This is a genomic window from Paraburkholderia ferrariae NBRC 106233 (assembly GCF_000685035.1).
Taxonomy (GTDB): domain Bacteria; phylum Pseudomonadota; class Gammaproteobacteria; order Burkholderiales; family Burkholderiaceae; genus Paraburkholderia; species Paraburkholderia ferrariae.
Window position 1 is genome coordinate 588,114 of record NZ_BAYB01000002.1, and the last position, 14,555, is coordinate 602,668.

Genomic DNA, 14,555 nt, shown 5'->3' on the forward strand with positions numbered 1-14,555 from the left:
AAGTTAGCGCATACCCCAAGGGTATGCGTCAGGCCGCACAGGCAGTCCGTTTTCGGGCTACCTGTGCGGCCTTTTCACAGGGTCGTTTCCTGAGGTTTCCTGACTTCAGGGCTCGATGTAGTGCATCTGCGGCGACTCGCCGAGCAACAGCTGCTGGTTCGCATCGGCGGCGGCCCGCAGGTAGTCCCACAGCGAGGTGATGCGCCGCAGCTTGCGCAGGTCTTCGCGGCTGCACAGCCAGAAGCGCCGCGTCACCACGATCTCGTCGGGCAGGATCGCAACGAGGCGCGGGTCCGGCTCGGCCATGAAGCAGGGCAGAATGGCGAGCGCGCTGCCTTGCAGCGCGGCATGGTACTGCGCAATGACGCTGGTGCTGCACAGGCTCGCCATGACGTTGGGCACCGTGCGCTCCAGATAGAGCAGTTCGTGGCTGAACGCGAGATCGGCGACATAGCTGATGAACGCGTGGCGCCGCAGATCGGCCGCCGTGCGGATGCGCGGATGGCGTGTCAGATAGTCGGGTGTCCCATACAGCTTGAGCCGGTAGTCCGTGAGCTTCGTATAGACGTACTGGCCGCGCTCGGGCCGCTCCAGCATGATCGCGAGATCGGCTTCGCGCTTCGAGAGACTCACGAAGTGCGGCACCGGCAGCAGATCGATCGACATGTCCGGGTGCTTGCCCGAAAAGCGCGCGAGCTGCGGCGCGAGAAAGAAGCACCCGAAGCCCTCCGTCGAACCCACCCGCACCTGCCCCGATAACGACTGCGCGCCCAGCGCGAACTGCTCGCTGGCGGACTGGACCGTGGTTTCGATCGTGTCTGCATAGGCCAGCAGCTTTTGTCCTTCCGCGGTCAGCACGAAGCCCCCCGCGCGCGACTTGTCGAACAGCACCGTCCCAAGCGCCGTTTCCAGTTCGCGCACGCGGCGCGCGACCGTGGTGTGATCCACGCCCAGCCGCTTCGCCGCGGCGCTGGCGCGCTGCGTGCGGGCCACCTCCAGGAAGTAGCGCAGGTCGTCCCAGTTGAGTGTCTCCAGTTTGCTCGTTGTGTTTTTTTGCATATCGGATGGGCTTTTTCGTCTCTATACCGTGGATATTCGAATAAATATACTCGTTCGCAGACGTCGGGGCAGCCCGCTTCGCAGGCGCCCGGCTACAACAAGGACGGAGACAGACGATGCACATGCAGTCCACCCCCCAGAGGGCGGCAGTGGCCGCCCCCGTTGCGCGGCGCGCCCGCGACTATCTGCTGGCAGGCTGGGCCAGCATGGCCGGCACGACGATCGAGTGGTACGACTTTTTCCTCTACGGCACCGCGGCCGCACTCGTTTTCAACAAGATCTTCTTTCCCACGCTCGACCCCATCCTCGGCACGCTCGCCGCGTTCGCGACCTACGGTGTGGGTTTTATCGGCCGGCCGATGGGCGGCATCGTGTTCGGCCACTTCGGCGACCGTATCGGGCGCAAGTCCATGCTGCTCGCCACGCTCTTGCTGATGGGCATTCCCAGCATGGCGATCGGGCTGATCCCTTCGTATCAGAGCATTGGCTACTGGGCCGCGGCGCTGCTCGTGGCGATGCGTTTCCTGCAGGGCATGGCCGTGGGCGGCGAGTGGGGCGGCGCGGTGCTGATGGCCGTCGAGCATGCGCCGCGCGGCCGCAAAGGTTTCTTCGGCAGCCTGCCGCAGACGGGCGTGGGCTTCGGCCTGATCCTCTCCTCGCTCGCGATGGCGGCCGTCACGGCGCTGCCCGAAGCCGACCTGCTGGCATGGGGCTGGCGCGTGCCGTTCCTCGCCAGCATCCTGCTCGTGCTGATTGGCTGGGTGATCCGCGTGCGGGTGCCCGAATCGCCCGACTTCGAACGCATGAAGCAGAGCGGCCAGCCGGTGCAGGCGCCGGTGCTCGAAGTGCTGCGCCGCCAGCCGCGCGAACTGCTCATCATCATCGGCGCGCGCACGGCGGAGAACACCTGGTTTTATCTGGTGGTGGCGTTCGCGCTGGCCTATGCTGCTAATCAGCTGAAGATCCCGAAAGCCGCGATTCTGCACGCGATCACCGCAGGCGCCGTGCTCTCGCTCGCGACAATGCCGTTTTGCGGCTGGCTGAGCGACCGCGTGGGCCAGAAGCGCCTGTTTATCGCCGGCCTCGTGATCATGGGGCTGTTCGTGGCGCCGTTCTTTGCGATGCTCGAAACGCTGCATCCCATGACGGTGTGGTGGGCGATGGTGCTGGGCGTGGGCGTGGTGTTTCCGATTCTCTACGCGCCCGAATCGCAGCTCTTCGCCGCGCAGTTTCCCGCGCAGATCCGCTATAGCGGGATCTCGCTGTCCGTGCAGGTGGCGGGCGTGCTGGGCGGCGGCGTCGCGCCGATGATCGCGACCGCGCTGCTCGCATCCGGCGGCGGCAAGCCCCACTACGTGGTGGCCTATATGGTGGCGCTGGCGGTCGTCGCGCTCGTCTGCACGCTGCTCATGCGTTCGCATCACGACTGAATAGTGAATCGTATTCCTGATTATCCGGCGCGGCCCGCGCAGTTGCCGGGACCCGGACCCTTCCAACCCATGCGAGAGAGCTCAAGATGAACGCAGTCACCCAGGCATCGAATGCCCATGTCCCCACCGTCAAGCTGTTGATCGACGGCGAGTTCGTCGAGTCGAAGACGAACGAATGGCGCGACATCGTCAATCCGGCCACCCAGGAAGTGCTGGCGCGCGTGCCCTTCGCCACCGTCGCCGAAGTCGATGCGGCCGTGCAGAGCGCGCAGGCCGCCTTCGCGACCTGGAAGAGCACGTCGATCGGCGCGCGCCTGCGCATCATGCTGAAATTCCAGGCGCTGATACGCGAGAACATGGGGCGCATCGCGAAGACGCTCACGGCCGAGCAGGGCAAGACGCTGCCCGATGCCGAAGGCGATATTTTCCGCGGCCTCGAAGTGGTCGAGCATGCCTGCTCGATCGGCACGCTGCAGCAGGGCGGTTTTGCCGAGAACGTGGCGGGCGGCGTGGACACCTACACGCTGCAGCAGCCGCTGGGCGTATGCGCGGGCATCACGCCGTTCAATTTCCCCGCCATGATTCCGCTCTGGATGTTCCCCATGGCGATCGTGTGCGGCAACACCTTCGTACTCAAGCCTTCGGAACAGGACCCGCTCTCGACGATGGAACTCGTCGAACTCGCGCTCGAAGCCGGCGTGCCGAAGGGCGTGCTCAACGTCGTGCACGGCGGCAAGGAAGTGGTCGATGCGATCTGCTCGCACCCGCTCGTCAAGGCCATTTCGTTTGTGGGTTCGACCGCGGTGGGCACGCACGTTTATCGTCTCGGCAGCGAGCACGGCAAGCGCGTGCAGTCGATGATGGGCGCGAAGAACCACGCCGTGGTGCTGCCCGACGCGAACCGCGAGCAGGCCATCAACGCGCTCGTCGGCGCGGCGTTCGGCGCCGCGGGCCAGCGCTGCATGGCGACTTCGGTGGTCGTGCTGGTGGGCGCGGCGCAACAGTGGCTGCCCGATCTCGTCGAAAAGGCGAAGACGCTCAAGGTCAACGCCGGGCACGAATCGGGCACCGATGTGGGCCCCGTGGTCTCGCGCACGGCGAAGGCACGCATCCTGGGGCTGATCGAAACGGGCGTGAAGCAGGGCGCCACGCTTGCGCTCGACGGGCGCGACGTGAAAGTGAAGGGCTACGAGGACGGCAACTTCGTCGGGCCGACGGTGTTCACGAACGTGAAGACCGATATGGACATCTACACGCAGGAGATCTTCGGGCCGGTGCTCGTGGTGCTCACCGCGGCGAATCTCGACGAGGCCATCGCGCTCGTCAACGCCAATCCGTTCGGCAACGGCGTGGGCCTCTTCACGCAGAGCGGCGCGGCGGCGCGCAAGTTCCAGAGCGAGATCGACATCGGCCAGGTGGGCATCAACATTCCGATTCCGGTGCCGGTGCCGTACTTCAGCTTCACGGGCTCGCGCGGCTCGAAGCTCGGCGACCTCGGCCCCTACGGCAAGCAGGTCGTGCAGTTCTACACGCAGACGAAAACCGTTACGTCACGCTGGTTCGACGACGCCACGGTCAGCGACGGCGTGAACACCACCATCAGCCTGCGCTGAACGACAGGAGACACGCGTATGAAGATCGGTTTCATCGGGCTGGGACATATGGGCGCGCCCATGGCGCTCAATCTGCTCAAGGCGGGGCATACGCTGGTCGTGTTCGACCTGAGCGAGACGGCCATGCAGACGCTCGCCGAAGCGGGCGCCACGCGCGCCGCCTCGCCGAAGGCGGCTGCTTCAGGTGCCGAATGGGTCGTGACGATGCTGCCCGCGGCGGCCCACGTGCGCAGCGTGCTGACGGCCGAGGACGGCGTGCTCGCGGGTATCGGCCGGGGCGTGACCATTATCGACTCCAGCACGATCGATCCCACGAGCGCGCGCGAATTCGCAGCGCTCGCGGCGGCGCGCGGCAACACCTTTGTCGATGCGCCGGTGTCCGGCGGCACGGGCGGCGCGGTGGCCGGCACGCTGACGTTCATGGTGGGCGGCAGTGCCGCCGCGTACGAGAGCGTGAAGCCGGTGCTCTCGGGCATGGGCAAGAACATCGTCCATTGCGGCGACACGGGCACGGGGCAGGTTGCGAAGATCTGCAATAACCTCGTGCTCGGTGTCACGATGGCGGGCGTTGCGGAGGCGATGGCGCTGGGCGAGGCGCTCGGCATCGATCCCAAGGTGCTGGGCGGCATCATGAACACTTCCACCGGCCGCTGCTGGAGTTCGGATACCTACAATCCGTATCCGGGCGTGATCGAGACGGCGCCTTCCACACGCGGCTATGCGGGGGGCTTCGGCACCGATCTCATGCTGAAGGACCTTGGTCTCGCCACCGATGCCGCGAAGGGCGTGCATCAGCCGGCGTTCATGGGCGCGATCGCGCAGCAGCTCTATCAGGCCATGAGCAGCCGTGGCGACGGCAAGCTCGACTTTTCCGCGGTGATCAAGCTGTACCGCGGCGAGAAGGGCTAGGAAGACCGGGCGGCCCGCAACCCGGGTTGCGGGCCGCTCGTGATTTCGTTCGCGCCGCAAAACCCTAAGCAATCCTAATGCTTGAGGCGCGCCTCGACGCGCGCGATGAGGCGCCGGAACCAGCGCTCGAGCAGCGTGTTGGACGGAGCGAGCAGCGTGGAGCAGGCGAGGATGCGATAGACGTCGTTGCGCGTCACCTTCGACGTGCGCGCGGGATCGAGCCATGCCTCGTTCGCCACGAGCCTTTCGAGCGTTTCGAGTCCGATCAGGATCGGCCACAGGCAGGCGAGCCGCAGCCGCAGCGAAAGGCGAGGCAGCGCGAACGTGTAGTCGATCGCGGCGCGAAAGTGATCGAGCGCAATGCGCACGAGCTCGAACAGAATGCCGCGCGCCCGCGCGGATGCGCCGGGCTCCAGCAGATCGCGGGCGCCCAGGCCCGCCTGCGCGAGCATCGAAGCGGGCAGATAGCAGCGGCCGATGCGCAGATCCTTGCCGCAGTCGCGCAGCACGTTCACCATCTGCAGGGCCTTGCCGAAGCGCACGCCGCGCCGGTACATCGTTTCCCGCAAGGCCGGATCGAGCGTGCCGGGCAGGTGCCTGTAGGTCATCTTCGTCCAGAATTCGCCCACGCAGCCCGCCACCAGATAGGTGTAGCGGTCGAGGTCGTCCCACGTGGCGAGCGCCTGGATCTCGCCCGAACGTTCGTCGGGAAAGGTGCGCAGATCGAATTCCATGCCTTCGGTGAGCGTGGTCACGATCTCGCGGACGGCGGCGCGGTCGGCATCGTCGAGTTGTGCGAGCACGTCCAGCGCGCTGCCCAGCGACTCCAGCAGCAGCTTTTCGTCCGACTGGGTCTGCTGGCCCGCCACTTCGGCGGCGATGCGCGCGAGCCCGGCGTCGTCGTCCGTGACGCCGTTCACGCGCTCGCGCAGCGTGAGCAATTGCGCGAGGCGCCGGGTCGGGGGAATCAGCGCGGTATCGGCGATCGTGTCCGCGGCGCGGGCCAGCAGATACGCCTCGCCCACCGGATCGCGCATGCCCGCCGGGAGCACGCGCAGCGTCAGGTAGAACGATCGGGAAACGCCTTTGAGCAACGGGCCGAGCAGGAAGGCCCGGTTAGAATTCTGCATGTCGGAGAAGCGGCGGCAAGGGACGGATCGAACGAGAGCCGCATTGTATCGTGGACGTAAGGAGGCCAGCGCCCGTGCGCTTCGAGAAGGCGTTTTTCGATCTGCAGGTCCGCTTCGCCCTGGCTGCGGTGCGTATCGCCGGGGTGCCGCTCGAACGCGCGCTGCTCGACTACACCAATCTCTATGTGCGCTTCGGCGCCGGCCGCGAGTTCGATCCGGAGCATCCGCTCTGGGCTGGCTATCTGGAAGGCGTGGGCGCCGCGCGCGATGTTGTCGCCTGGACCTGGCAGTATCTCCAGCAGTGCCCCATGCACCTGGGCGCGCCGCGCGTGGTTGCGTCGCGCGGCTGCTTTTCGTACGAGCCTGCGGGCGAGGGCGCGGTTCGCCTGCATTTCGATGGACGCATTCCGGGCGACGCGTCGCCGCTTGCGGCCGCGCAGGCACTCGTGCGACGCGGCGAACTGCGCGCGCTGTTCGCGCTTCTGCGCGAGCACGCGGGCGGCACCGATCCGCTCGTGTACGGGACATCGTGGCTCTACAACCTTGACGCTTACCGGCGCCTCTTTCCCGCGGCCTATCTTACTGGCGCGCAGCCCGTTGCACGATTGCGGGCGCTTTCGCTGTGGGGGCAGTGCGTCGACCGGCATGGGCGTCTGCGTGTGGCGGTTGCCGACGAGATCATGAAACGGGCTTCGCGGCTGGGCAAAGGCGACGGTCTCGAAGCGTGCTTTCCGTTACAGGCACTGGCGGTTATGGCGCCAGCCCCGGTTTTTTATGAAGACCTGGCATGATCGGAACCCTTCGATTTCATTGTTCCGGGATGGGGCAATCCGGCAGATGCAATAGAAAGCAATTTGTCAGGAATAGTGGCGCTTACCATTACAGATCATTCCTGTCAGCCAGAAAGGGCTCCGGACCGATTTGGATAAAAGAAATGAAAATGAATTGAAAATGAAAGGTTTAATGATCAGACTACGGAGTTTAAGCACTGGACAATGCCGCCACATCCCCCCTATACTGCCTCGCTAAATATTTGTGCAAGTCATGGTTGTGGCAGTGTCGTAACGGTATGCGCGGCGGCGCCACACTATACTTCGCCGATGGTTTTGTCCCGGAGCGCCTTTCATGTCTTCGTCCACGGCTCTCGCCATCGATTCGCTGAGCGGCTTCGAGCTGACTGCAGACGGCCAGTACCTGATGTTGAACAGCAATCAGCCCGAGCCTGTGGCGCTGCATTGCTCGGTCATGCATGAGCTGCTTGCCGCGCTGTCGAATGCGATTGGCCGGTCCGAGCGTATCCGCCAGAAGGCGGCGGGCGCGAAGTTTGCCATGCCTTGCGAGGCGTGGGAGATTGGCCGCGAATCGGGCACCGTGCAGCATCTGGTGATGAGCTTTCGCCTGCCGGGCGGTGCGGAACTGTCGTTCCGCCTGCATCCGTCACAGGCCGCGCACATGACCGAAGTGCTCTCGCTTGCAACGGGGCTCGCGACGATCAACCGTCCGGGCGGCGTGAGCATGCAGTAAAAACGCAGTGAACGCGCGACGCGCCGCGTCGTTCCGGCCGCGAACGGGTTCGCGGCTTTCTTGTTGGCCTTAAATACAAACTCCTGCATGACGGCTTCAACTACCACGGCGCGCTACACCCGCGCGCTGACTTTCGCCGGTCTCGGCCTCGTAGCAACCGCCGCGAACGCCACCGAGCCTTTCGTGGTCAAGGACATCCGCATCGACGGGCTCTCGCGCATCGAGCCCGGCACGGTGTTCGCCTATCTGCCCATCAAGCAGGGCGATACGTTCACCGACGACAAGGCTTCCGACGCCATCCGCGCGCTCTACGCAACCGGCTTCTTCAGCGACGTGCGGATCTCGGCCGAGGGCGGCGTGGTGATCGTGCAGGTGCAGGAGCGTCCGGCCATCGGCACGATCGACTTCTCCGGCATTCACGAGTTCGACAAGGACAACCTCACGAAGGCGCTCAAGGCGGTGGGGCTCTCGCCGGGCCGCAGCTACGACAAGTCGCTGGTGGACCGTGCGGAGCAGGAGCTCAAGCGCCAGTACCTCACGCGCGGCTACTACGCCGCCGAGGTCACGACCACCGTCACGCCGATCGACCGCAACCGCGTGGGCCTGCTGTTCTCCGTCGTCGAAGGTCCGAGCGCGAAGATCCGCCAGGTCAACTTCATCGGCAATCACGCGTTCAGCGAAGGCACGCTGCGCGACGAAATGCAGTTGTCCACGCCGAACTGGTTCTCGTGGTACACGAAGAACGACCTGTACGCGAAGGACAAGCTCACGGGCGACCTCGAGAACATCCGCACGTACTACCTCGACCGCGGCTACCTCGAGTTCAACATCGACTCGACCCAGGTTTCGCTTTCGCCCGACAAGAAGGACATGTACCTGACGATCACGGTGCATGAAGGCGAGCCGTACACGATTTCGGGCATCTCGCTCGCGGGCAATCTGCTCGATCGCGAGGCGGAGCTCAGGAAGCTCATCACCATCAAGACCGGCCAGCGGTTTTCGGCAGCCAAGCTCAAGGACACGACGAAGGCGCTCGTGGACAAGCTCGGCGAGTACGGCTACGCCTTCGCGACCGTCAACGCCGAACCGCAGATCGATCAGCAGCACCACACCGTCAATCTCACGCTGCAGGTCGATCCGGGCCGCCGCGTGTACGTGCGGCGCGTGAACATCACCGGCAACACGCGCACGCGCGACGAAGTGATTCGTCGCGAAATGCGCCAGATGGAAAGCTCGTGGTTCGACTCGAACCGCCTCGCGTTGTCGAAGGACCGTATCAACCGTCTGGGCTACTTCACCGACGTGGACGTGACCACGGTGCCGGTGGAGGGCACGCCCGACCAGGTGGACGTGGACGTGAAGGTGACCGAGAAGCCGACCGGCACGCTCTCGCTCGGCGTGGGCTACGGCTCCGGCGAAGGCCCGATCATTTCGGCGGGCGTTTCGCAGGACAACGTGTTCGGTTCGGGCAACAGCCTTTCGCTGAACGTGAACACGGCAACCACCTTCCGTACGCTGTCGGTTTCCGAAGTCGATCCGTACTTCACGGTGGACGGCATCAAGCGCATTACCGACGTCTACTACCGCACCACGGAACCGCTCTATTACTCGAGCACGACCGACACGAGCTTCCGCATCATCTCGTACGGTGCGGATACGAAATTCGGCATCCCGTTCTCCGAAACCGACATGGTGTACTTCGGCCTCGGCATCGAACAGGACCGTCTGGACGTGGACTCCACCACGCCGCAGTCGTACCAGGACTACGTGAACGACTTCGGCCGCGTGTCGAACATCGTGCCGTTGACGGTGGGCTGGTCGCGCGACAATCGTGACAGCGCGCTGGTGCCGAGCCGGGGCTACTTCATGCAGGCCAACGCCGAGTACGGCACGCCGATCACGGGCGTTTCGTACTACAAGGCCGACCTGCAGTCGCAGTACTACTACTCGTTCGCGCGCGGCTTCGTGCTGGGCCTGAACTTCCAGGGCGGCTACGGCAACGGCCTCGAAGGCAAGCCGTTCCCGATCTTCAAGAACTACTACGCGGGCGGTATCGGTTCGGTGCGTGGCTACGAGCCGGGTTCGCTCGGTCCGCGCGACGCGAGCACGAACGACCCGATCGGCGGTTCGAAGATGATCGTCGGCAACATCGAACTGACCTTCCCGCTGCCGGGCACGGGCTACGACCGCACGCTGCGCGTCTTCACGTTCGTGGACGGCGGTAACGTCTGGGGCACGGAAGGCAACAGCATCGGCGCGAACGGCCTGCGTTACAGCTACGGTGCCGGTCTCGAATGGATTTCGCCGATCGGGCCGCTCAAGCTCGACGTCGGTTTCCCGATCGTCAAGCACACGGGCGACCAGTACCAGAAGTTCCAGTTCCAGATCGGTACGTCGTTCTAAACGTCCAACCCGGACAGTTCCTTATCCGAACCCGGAAGTCGATTGCCGTGGTGAGTTCGAGCGTGCGCTCGAGCCCTACGGCGATCGGGTTCGATCCTGCCGCGCTCCGGCAGCGTTTGTTCCCATCATCTGTTCCCGCTATTTGTCCCCGCCGTTTTCCCGATTCGCCTGAAGCGAGACGCGCTTGCCGTGAACGCGAGCGGGTTTCCGATGCGAAACACCCCCTAGATCAGCAGTTCGAGAGAGTGATAGAGCCGCCGTCGCTCGGGATCGCGCGACGCCTCCCCGGCGCGGATCGCCACCTTGAGGCAGTCGAGAAAGCACTCGGCGGCGGTCGAGAGCGGCACGCCCCGGCGGGCGACCACGCTCACCACGGTGCGATCCACTTCCTCGCGTAGTGCGAGCGCCCGCAGGTTCTCGCGTGCAAAGCGCGTTTCCACGAGCGGCCACGGAAAGATGCTTACGATATCGGTGTTCATGATGAGCCCCATGGCGACGATGAACGAGTGCGCTAGATGGACCGTTTTCGGCAGGGGCAGGCCGTGGCGGCGGAACACGTCGTCGGCGATCATGTCCTTGCTGCCCGGGTCCCAGTTGAGCAGCCATTCGCAGTCCTGAAGTTCCGTGAGCGAATGGGCGCCGGCGAGCGGATGGTCGCGGCGCACGACGACGGCCGATTCGGTGGCGAAGATCGGTGTCTGCACGAATTCGGCATGCAGCGACGCGGGTCCGGGCTTGCCGAGCGAAAAGTCGAGCGAACCGTCGCGCAGGCGCGGCATCACGATATTCAGCAGACCTTCATAAAACTCCAGTTGCATGTCGGGCATGCGCTCGCGAAAGAGCGTGACGGCGTCGGGCAGAAACGATAGCGCGAGCCAGGGCGTGACGCCGATGGAGAGCTTCCCGCCGCCGCGCCCGCGCCGTGCGTCGAGTTCGTCCTGCGCGCGCGACATCTGGTGCACGATGAGCCGCGCGTGCACGAGCAGCGCCTGACCCGCTTCGGTGAACGCAATGCCATTGGCGTTGCGCGTCACGAGCGCGATCTGCTGCTCGGCCTCCAGTTCGCGCACGGCTTTGGTAGCGGCGGCCGGCGAAATGCCGAGCTGGCGCGCAGCGGCGCGGATGCTGCCGGTGTCGGCCATGGCGACGAGCGCCCTGAACTGATGGAACTTCATGACTGATGGAACTTCATGACTGATGGAATTTCATGAGGGATAACCCGGGTGCGCACTTCTGGTTGGCGGGCCAACCATTGTAGGACTGTCGGTGAAATAACGGCGTCGTTATTCTGGGTCGTGACATCCTCACAGAGAGCGACCCATGAACACCATGACCATCCCGCCTGCAATCGCCGCGATCGAAGACGAGATGATTGCGCTGCGCCACGCAATCCACGCGCATCCCGAACTGGGCTTCGAAGAGTTCGTGACGAGCGACCTCGTTGCGGCGCGGCTGGCCGAATGGGGCTACGTCGTGCATCGCGGTCTGGGCGGCACGGGGGTGATCGGCACGCTGAAGGTGGGCAACGGCGCACGCCGGCTCGGGCTGCGCGCCGACATGGACGCGCTGCCGATCCACGAAAACACTGGTCTCGACTACGCGAGCCGCATTCCCGGCAAGATGCACGCATGTGGCCACGACGGCCACACGGCCATGCTGCTGGCGGCGGCGAAACATCTGGCGCAGTCGCGCTCGTTCGAAGGGACGCTCCATCTGATCTTTCAGCCGGCTGAAGAGGGCCTGGGCGGCGCGAAACGCATGCTCGACGAAGGCTTGTTCGAGCAGTTCCCCTGCGATGCCGTTTTCGCCATGCACAACATGCCGGGGTTTCCAACTGGAAAACTGGGCTTTCGCCCGGGTCCGTTCATGGCGTCTTCGGACACCGTCATCGTCGACGTGGACGGGCGCGGCGGCCATGGCGCGGTGCCGCACAAGGCCATCGACCCGGTCGTGGTGTGCGCGAACATCGTGCTCGCGCTGCAGACCATCGTGTCGCGCAACGTGCCGCCGCTCGACATGGCGATCGTGACGGTTGGAGCGATCCATGCGGGCGACGCGCCGAACGTGATTCCTCAGACCGCGCAGATGAAGCTTTCGGTGCGCGCGCTGCGCCCCGAGGTGCGCGATCTGCTGCAGGCGCGCATCACGGCGCTCGTGCAGGCACAGGCGGCCGCGTATGGCGCGACGGCGCGCATCGACTACCAGCGCCGCTATCCCGTGCTCGTGAACGATGCGCAGATGACCGCATTCGCCGAGGACGTTGCGCGCGAGTGGCTGGGCGAGGCGGGCCTGATCGACGAGATGGTGCCGCTCACCGGCAGCGAGGATTTTTCGTTCCTGCTGGAGCAGTGCCCGGGCAGTTATCTGATCATCGGAAACGGGGACGGCGAGGGCGGCTGCATGGTGCACAACCCCGGCTACGACTTCAACGACGACTGCCTCGCGACGGGCGCCGCCTACTGGGTGAAGCTGGCCGAACGGTTCCTGCGCGCCTGACCGATCCCGCCTGGGAGGAGACCCACGATGAACGCTTCCTCGCTGTCCACCGAGACCGCCGCCCCGTCGCAGCCCTCCACGCGCCGTTCGCGCGCGAAGGCCATCGCTGCGATCACGCTCGGCAACGGCCTCGAATTCTTCGACTTCACGGTCTATAGCTTCTTCGCCTCGATCATCGGCTCGCTGTATTTTCCCGTGCATGGCGCGCTGAACCAGCTGATGCTCGCGGTGGGCAGCTTCGGTGTGGGCTTCGTCGTGCGCCCCATCGGCGGCGTGATGATCGGTGCGCTTGCCGACCGCGCGGGCCGCAAGGTCGCCATGTCGCTCACGCTCTGGCTCATGGCGCTGGGCTCCGCGCTGATCGCGTTTGCGCCCACCTATGCGCAGATCGGTCTGGCGGCGCCGCTGTTGATCGTGCTGGCGCGGCTCATCCAGGGCTTCGCGGTCGGCGGCGAGGTGGGCGCTTCGACCTCGCTCCTGCTCGAATACGCTGACAACCGCACGCGCGGTTTCTACGGTAGCTGGCAGTTCGTGAGCCAGGGGTTGAACACCGCGTGCGGCGCGCTCGTGGGCGTGGCGCTTTCCACGGCGCTTTCGCCGTCCGCGCTCGAAAGCTGGGGCTGGCGCGTGCCGTTCGTGCTCGGCATGCTGGTTGCCCCGGTGGGTGTCTATATCCGCCGCCACCTCGACGAAACGCTCGTCCATGCCGAGCCCATCGAGAACACCGAGCCGGTCGCCGACGTCGCCCGGCCGCTGCGCGAGATCTTTACGCATCATCGCGTGGCGCTCGTGGCCGGTATCGTCACCACCATCGGCGGCACGGCGGCGAACTACATCGTGCTGTATTACATGTCCACGTATGCAATCAAGATCCTCGGCCTGCCGATGTCGGTGGGGATGAGCGCGGCGCTCATTGCGGCGCTCGTCACGGCGGTGTGCTCGCCGTTCGCGGGCAGCCTCTCGGATCGCGTGGGGCGCAAATGGGTGTTCGGCGTGTCGCGCGTCATACTGATCGCGGCGATCTATCCGGCGTTCATGCTGATCCATGCGTCGCCTACGGTGCCCACCGTGCTGGCGGTCGTGGCCGTGCTCGGCGCGGTGGTGGCGTTCACGGCCGTACCCAATATCGTGATGCTGCCGGAGCTCTTTCCGCAGACGATACGCGTGACCGGCATGTCGATCGTCTATTGCGTGGGCGTGTCGATCTTCGGTGGCTTCGCGCAGTTCTTTGCGACGTGGCTCATTCAGCTCCTGCACAATCCGCTTGCGCCAGCGTGGTATCTGATCGGCTGCGGAGCCGTTTCGCTGCTCGGGCTGCCTCTGATCCGCGAGCCGGCGGGGCGGCCGCTCGACTGAAGAACCGGCGCTACAGGCTTTTAGCGCTCGCGTGGAGAGTCTTTACGGGTTCTTTGCACGCGGCTTCGTAGAATGGGCTTCATGTTCAACAGCATGCGCACCGCCTGACATGGCGGTGCGCACACCCCGCAGATGCAAACGCACGAGACGCATCGGGCCGCCCGGGCCCTTTCGAAACTCATCTCGAACACTCATTCGAAGGCGGCCCCGCGGCCCGCTTCGGCACAGCGTATAGCGCCGCAGCGTGCGAGCCGCCTGGCTGCGCCGCGGCTGTCCAGCACCGCACAGATGGTCGTGCGCGTGGCCACGCGCGATGCCGAACTGGCGCGCCGCGCGCTGCATCGCATGCTGGGGAGTGCCCTTGGCGTGCATACCATTGATATCGATCGCCGGCGCGATCTTGCCTGCCTGCATGTCGAACTGGACCGCGCGCGCGTGGGTGAAGCGATGTCGGTTTTGATCCGCACGGTCGAAAGTGCGGAGTTCGGTGCCGTGCGGCTGCTCGAAAGAGCTTGACGGGCGGTTTGGAATTTGGGTTTCCGGATTGGGTTGTTGACCCGCGTCCGCCACAACCCCCGCCTTCGTTTCGAAATTCGAAACGAATCTCCCCATTGTTCCCGTATCGGGCGATCTGC

At 65.0% G+C, this 14,555-nt stretch carries 12 protein-coding genes; 9 read left to right on the plus strand and 3 right to left on the minus strand.

The features are described from left to right. Positions 1–105 precede the first annotated feature (105 nt). On the minus strand, positions 106–1,059 hold the full coding sequence (locus tag BFE01S_RS02965; RefSeq protein WP_028224322.1) for a LysR family transcriptional regulator: 954 nt from the start codon (positions 1,057–1,059) through the stop codon (positions 106–108). Positions 1,060–1,175: 116 nt separating this feature from the next. Between BFE01S_RS02965 and BFE01S_RS02970 the strand changes: the two genes are divergently transcribed. From BFE01S_RS02970 to mmsB, 3 genes are all read left to right on the plus strand, one after another. After that, the gene (locus tag BFE01S_RS02970; protein WP_028224323.1) at positions 1,176–2,489 is read left to right on the plus strand and encodes an MFS transporter; all 1,314 of its coding nucleotides are present in this window, start codon (positions 1,176–1,178) and stop codon (positions 2,487–2,489) included. Positions 2,490–2,575: 86 nt separating this feature from the next. Next, a complete protein-coding gene (locus tag BFE01S_RS02975; protein WP_028224324.1) occupies positions 2,576–4,102 on the plus strand; it encodes a CoA-acylating methylmalonate-semialdehyde dehydrogenase in 1,527 nt (508 codons plus the stop codon). Positions 4,103–4,120: 18 nt separating this feature from the next. After that, a complete protein-coding gene (mmsB, locus tag BFE01S_RS02980; RefSeq protein ID WP_028224325.1) occupies positions 4,121–5,011 on the plus strand; it encodes a 3-hydroxyisobutyrate dehydrogenase in 891 nt (296 codons plus the stop codon). A 74-nt stretch (positions 5,012–5,085) separates the two neighbouring features. On the opposite strand, the gene BFE01S_RS02985 is transcribed toward mmsB, so the two are convergent. Next, entirely contained in the window at positions 5,086–6,141 is a 1,056-nt protein-coding gene (locus BFE01S_RS02985) for a phytoene/squalene synthase family protein (protein WP_028224326.1), read from the minus strand. Positions 6,142–6,215: 74 nt separating this feature from the next. Here BFE01S_RS02985 and BFE01S_RS02990 point away from each other — a divergent pair, with 74 nt between their 5' ends. From BFE01S_RS02990 to bamA, 3 genes are all read left to right on the plus strand, one after another. After that, on the plus strand, positions 6,216–6,932 hold the full coding sequence (locus BFE01S_RS02990; RefSeq protein WP_028224327.1) for a hypothetical protein: 717 nt from the start codon (positions 6,216–6,218) through the stop codon (positions 6,930–6,932). 334 nt (positions 6,933–7,266) lie between these two features. Beyond that, the gene (locus BFE01S_RS02995) at positions 7,267–7,665 is read left to right on the plus strand and encodes a hypothetical protein (protein WP_028224328.1); all 399 of its coding nucleotides are present in this window, start codon (positions 7,267–7,269) and stop codon (positions 7,663–7,665) included. Positions 7,666–7,752: 87 nt separating this feature from the next. After that, positions 7,753–10,068, plus strand: a complete 2,316-nt coding sequence (gene bamA / locus BFE01S_RS03000) for an outer membrane protein assembly factor BamA (protein ID WP_084169471.1) — start codon at positions 7,753–7,755, stop codon at positions 10,066–10,068. A gap of 224 nt (positions 10,069–10,292) precedes the next feature. Here bamA and BFE01S_RS03005 read toward each other — a convergent pair whose 3' ends face one another. Then, positions 10,293–11,243: a LysR substrate-binding domain-containing protein gene (locus BFE01S_RS03005; RefSeq protein ID WP_028224330.1), complete on the minus strand. Its 951-nt coding sequence runs from the start codon at positions 11,241–11,243 to the stop codon at positions 10,293–10,295. Positions 11,244–11,388: 145 nt separating this feature from the next. On the opposite strand from BFE01S_RS03005, the gene BFE01S_RS03010 reads away from it, so the two are divergent. From BFE01S_RS03010 to BFE01S_RS43880, 3 genes are all read left to right on the plus strand, one after another. Continuing rightward, entirely contained in the window at positions 11,389–12,564 is a 1,176-nt protein-coding gene (locus tag BFE01S_RS03010) for a M20 aminoacylase family protein (protein WP_156966880.1), read from the plus strand. Between the two features lie 27 nt (positions 12,565–12,591). Continuing rightward, a complete protein-coding gene (locus BFE01S_RS03015) occupies positions 12,592–13,920 on the plus strand; it encodes an MFS transporter (RefSeq protein ID WP_028224332.1) in 1,329 nt (442 codons plus the stop codon). Positions 13,921–14,208: 288 nt separating this feature from the next. After that, positions 14,209–14,436, plus strand: a complete 228-nt coding sequence (locus BFE01S_RS43880; protein ID WP_042337108.1) for a hypothetical protein — start codon at positions 14,209–14,211, stop codon at positions 14,434–14,436. Positions 14,437–14,555 lie beyond the last annotated feature (119 nt).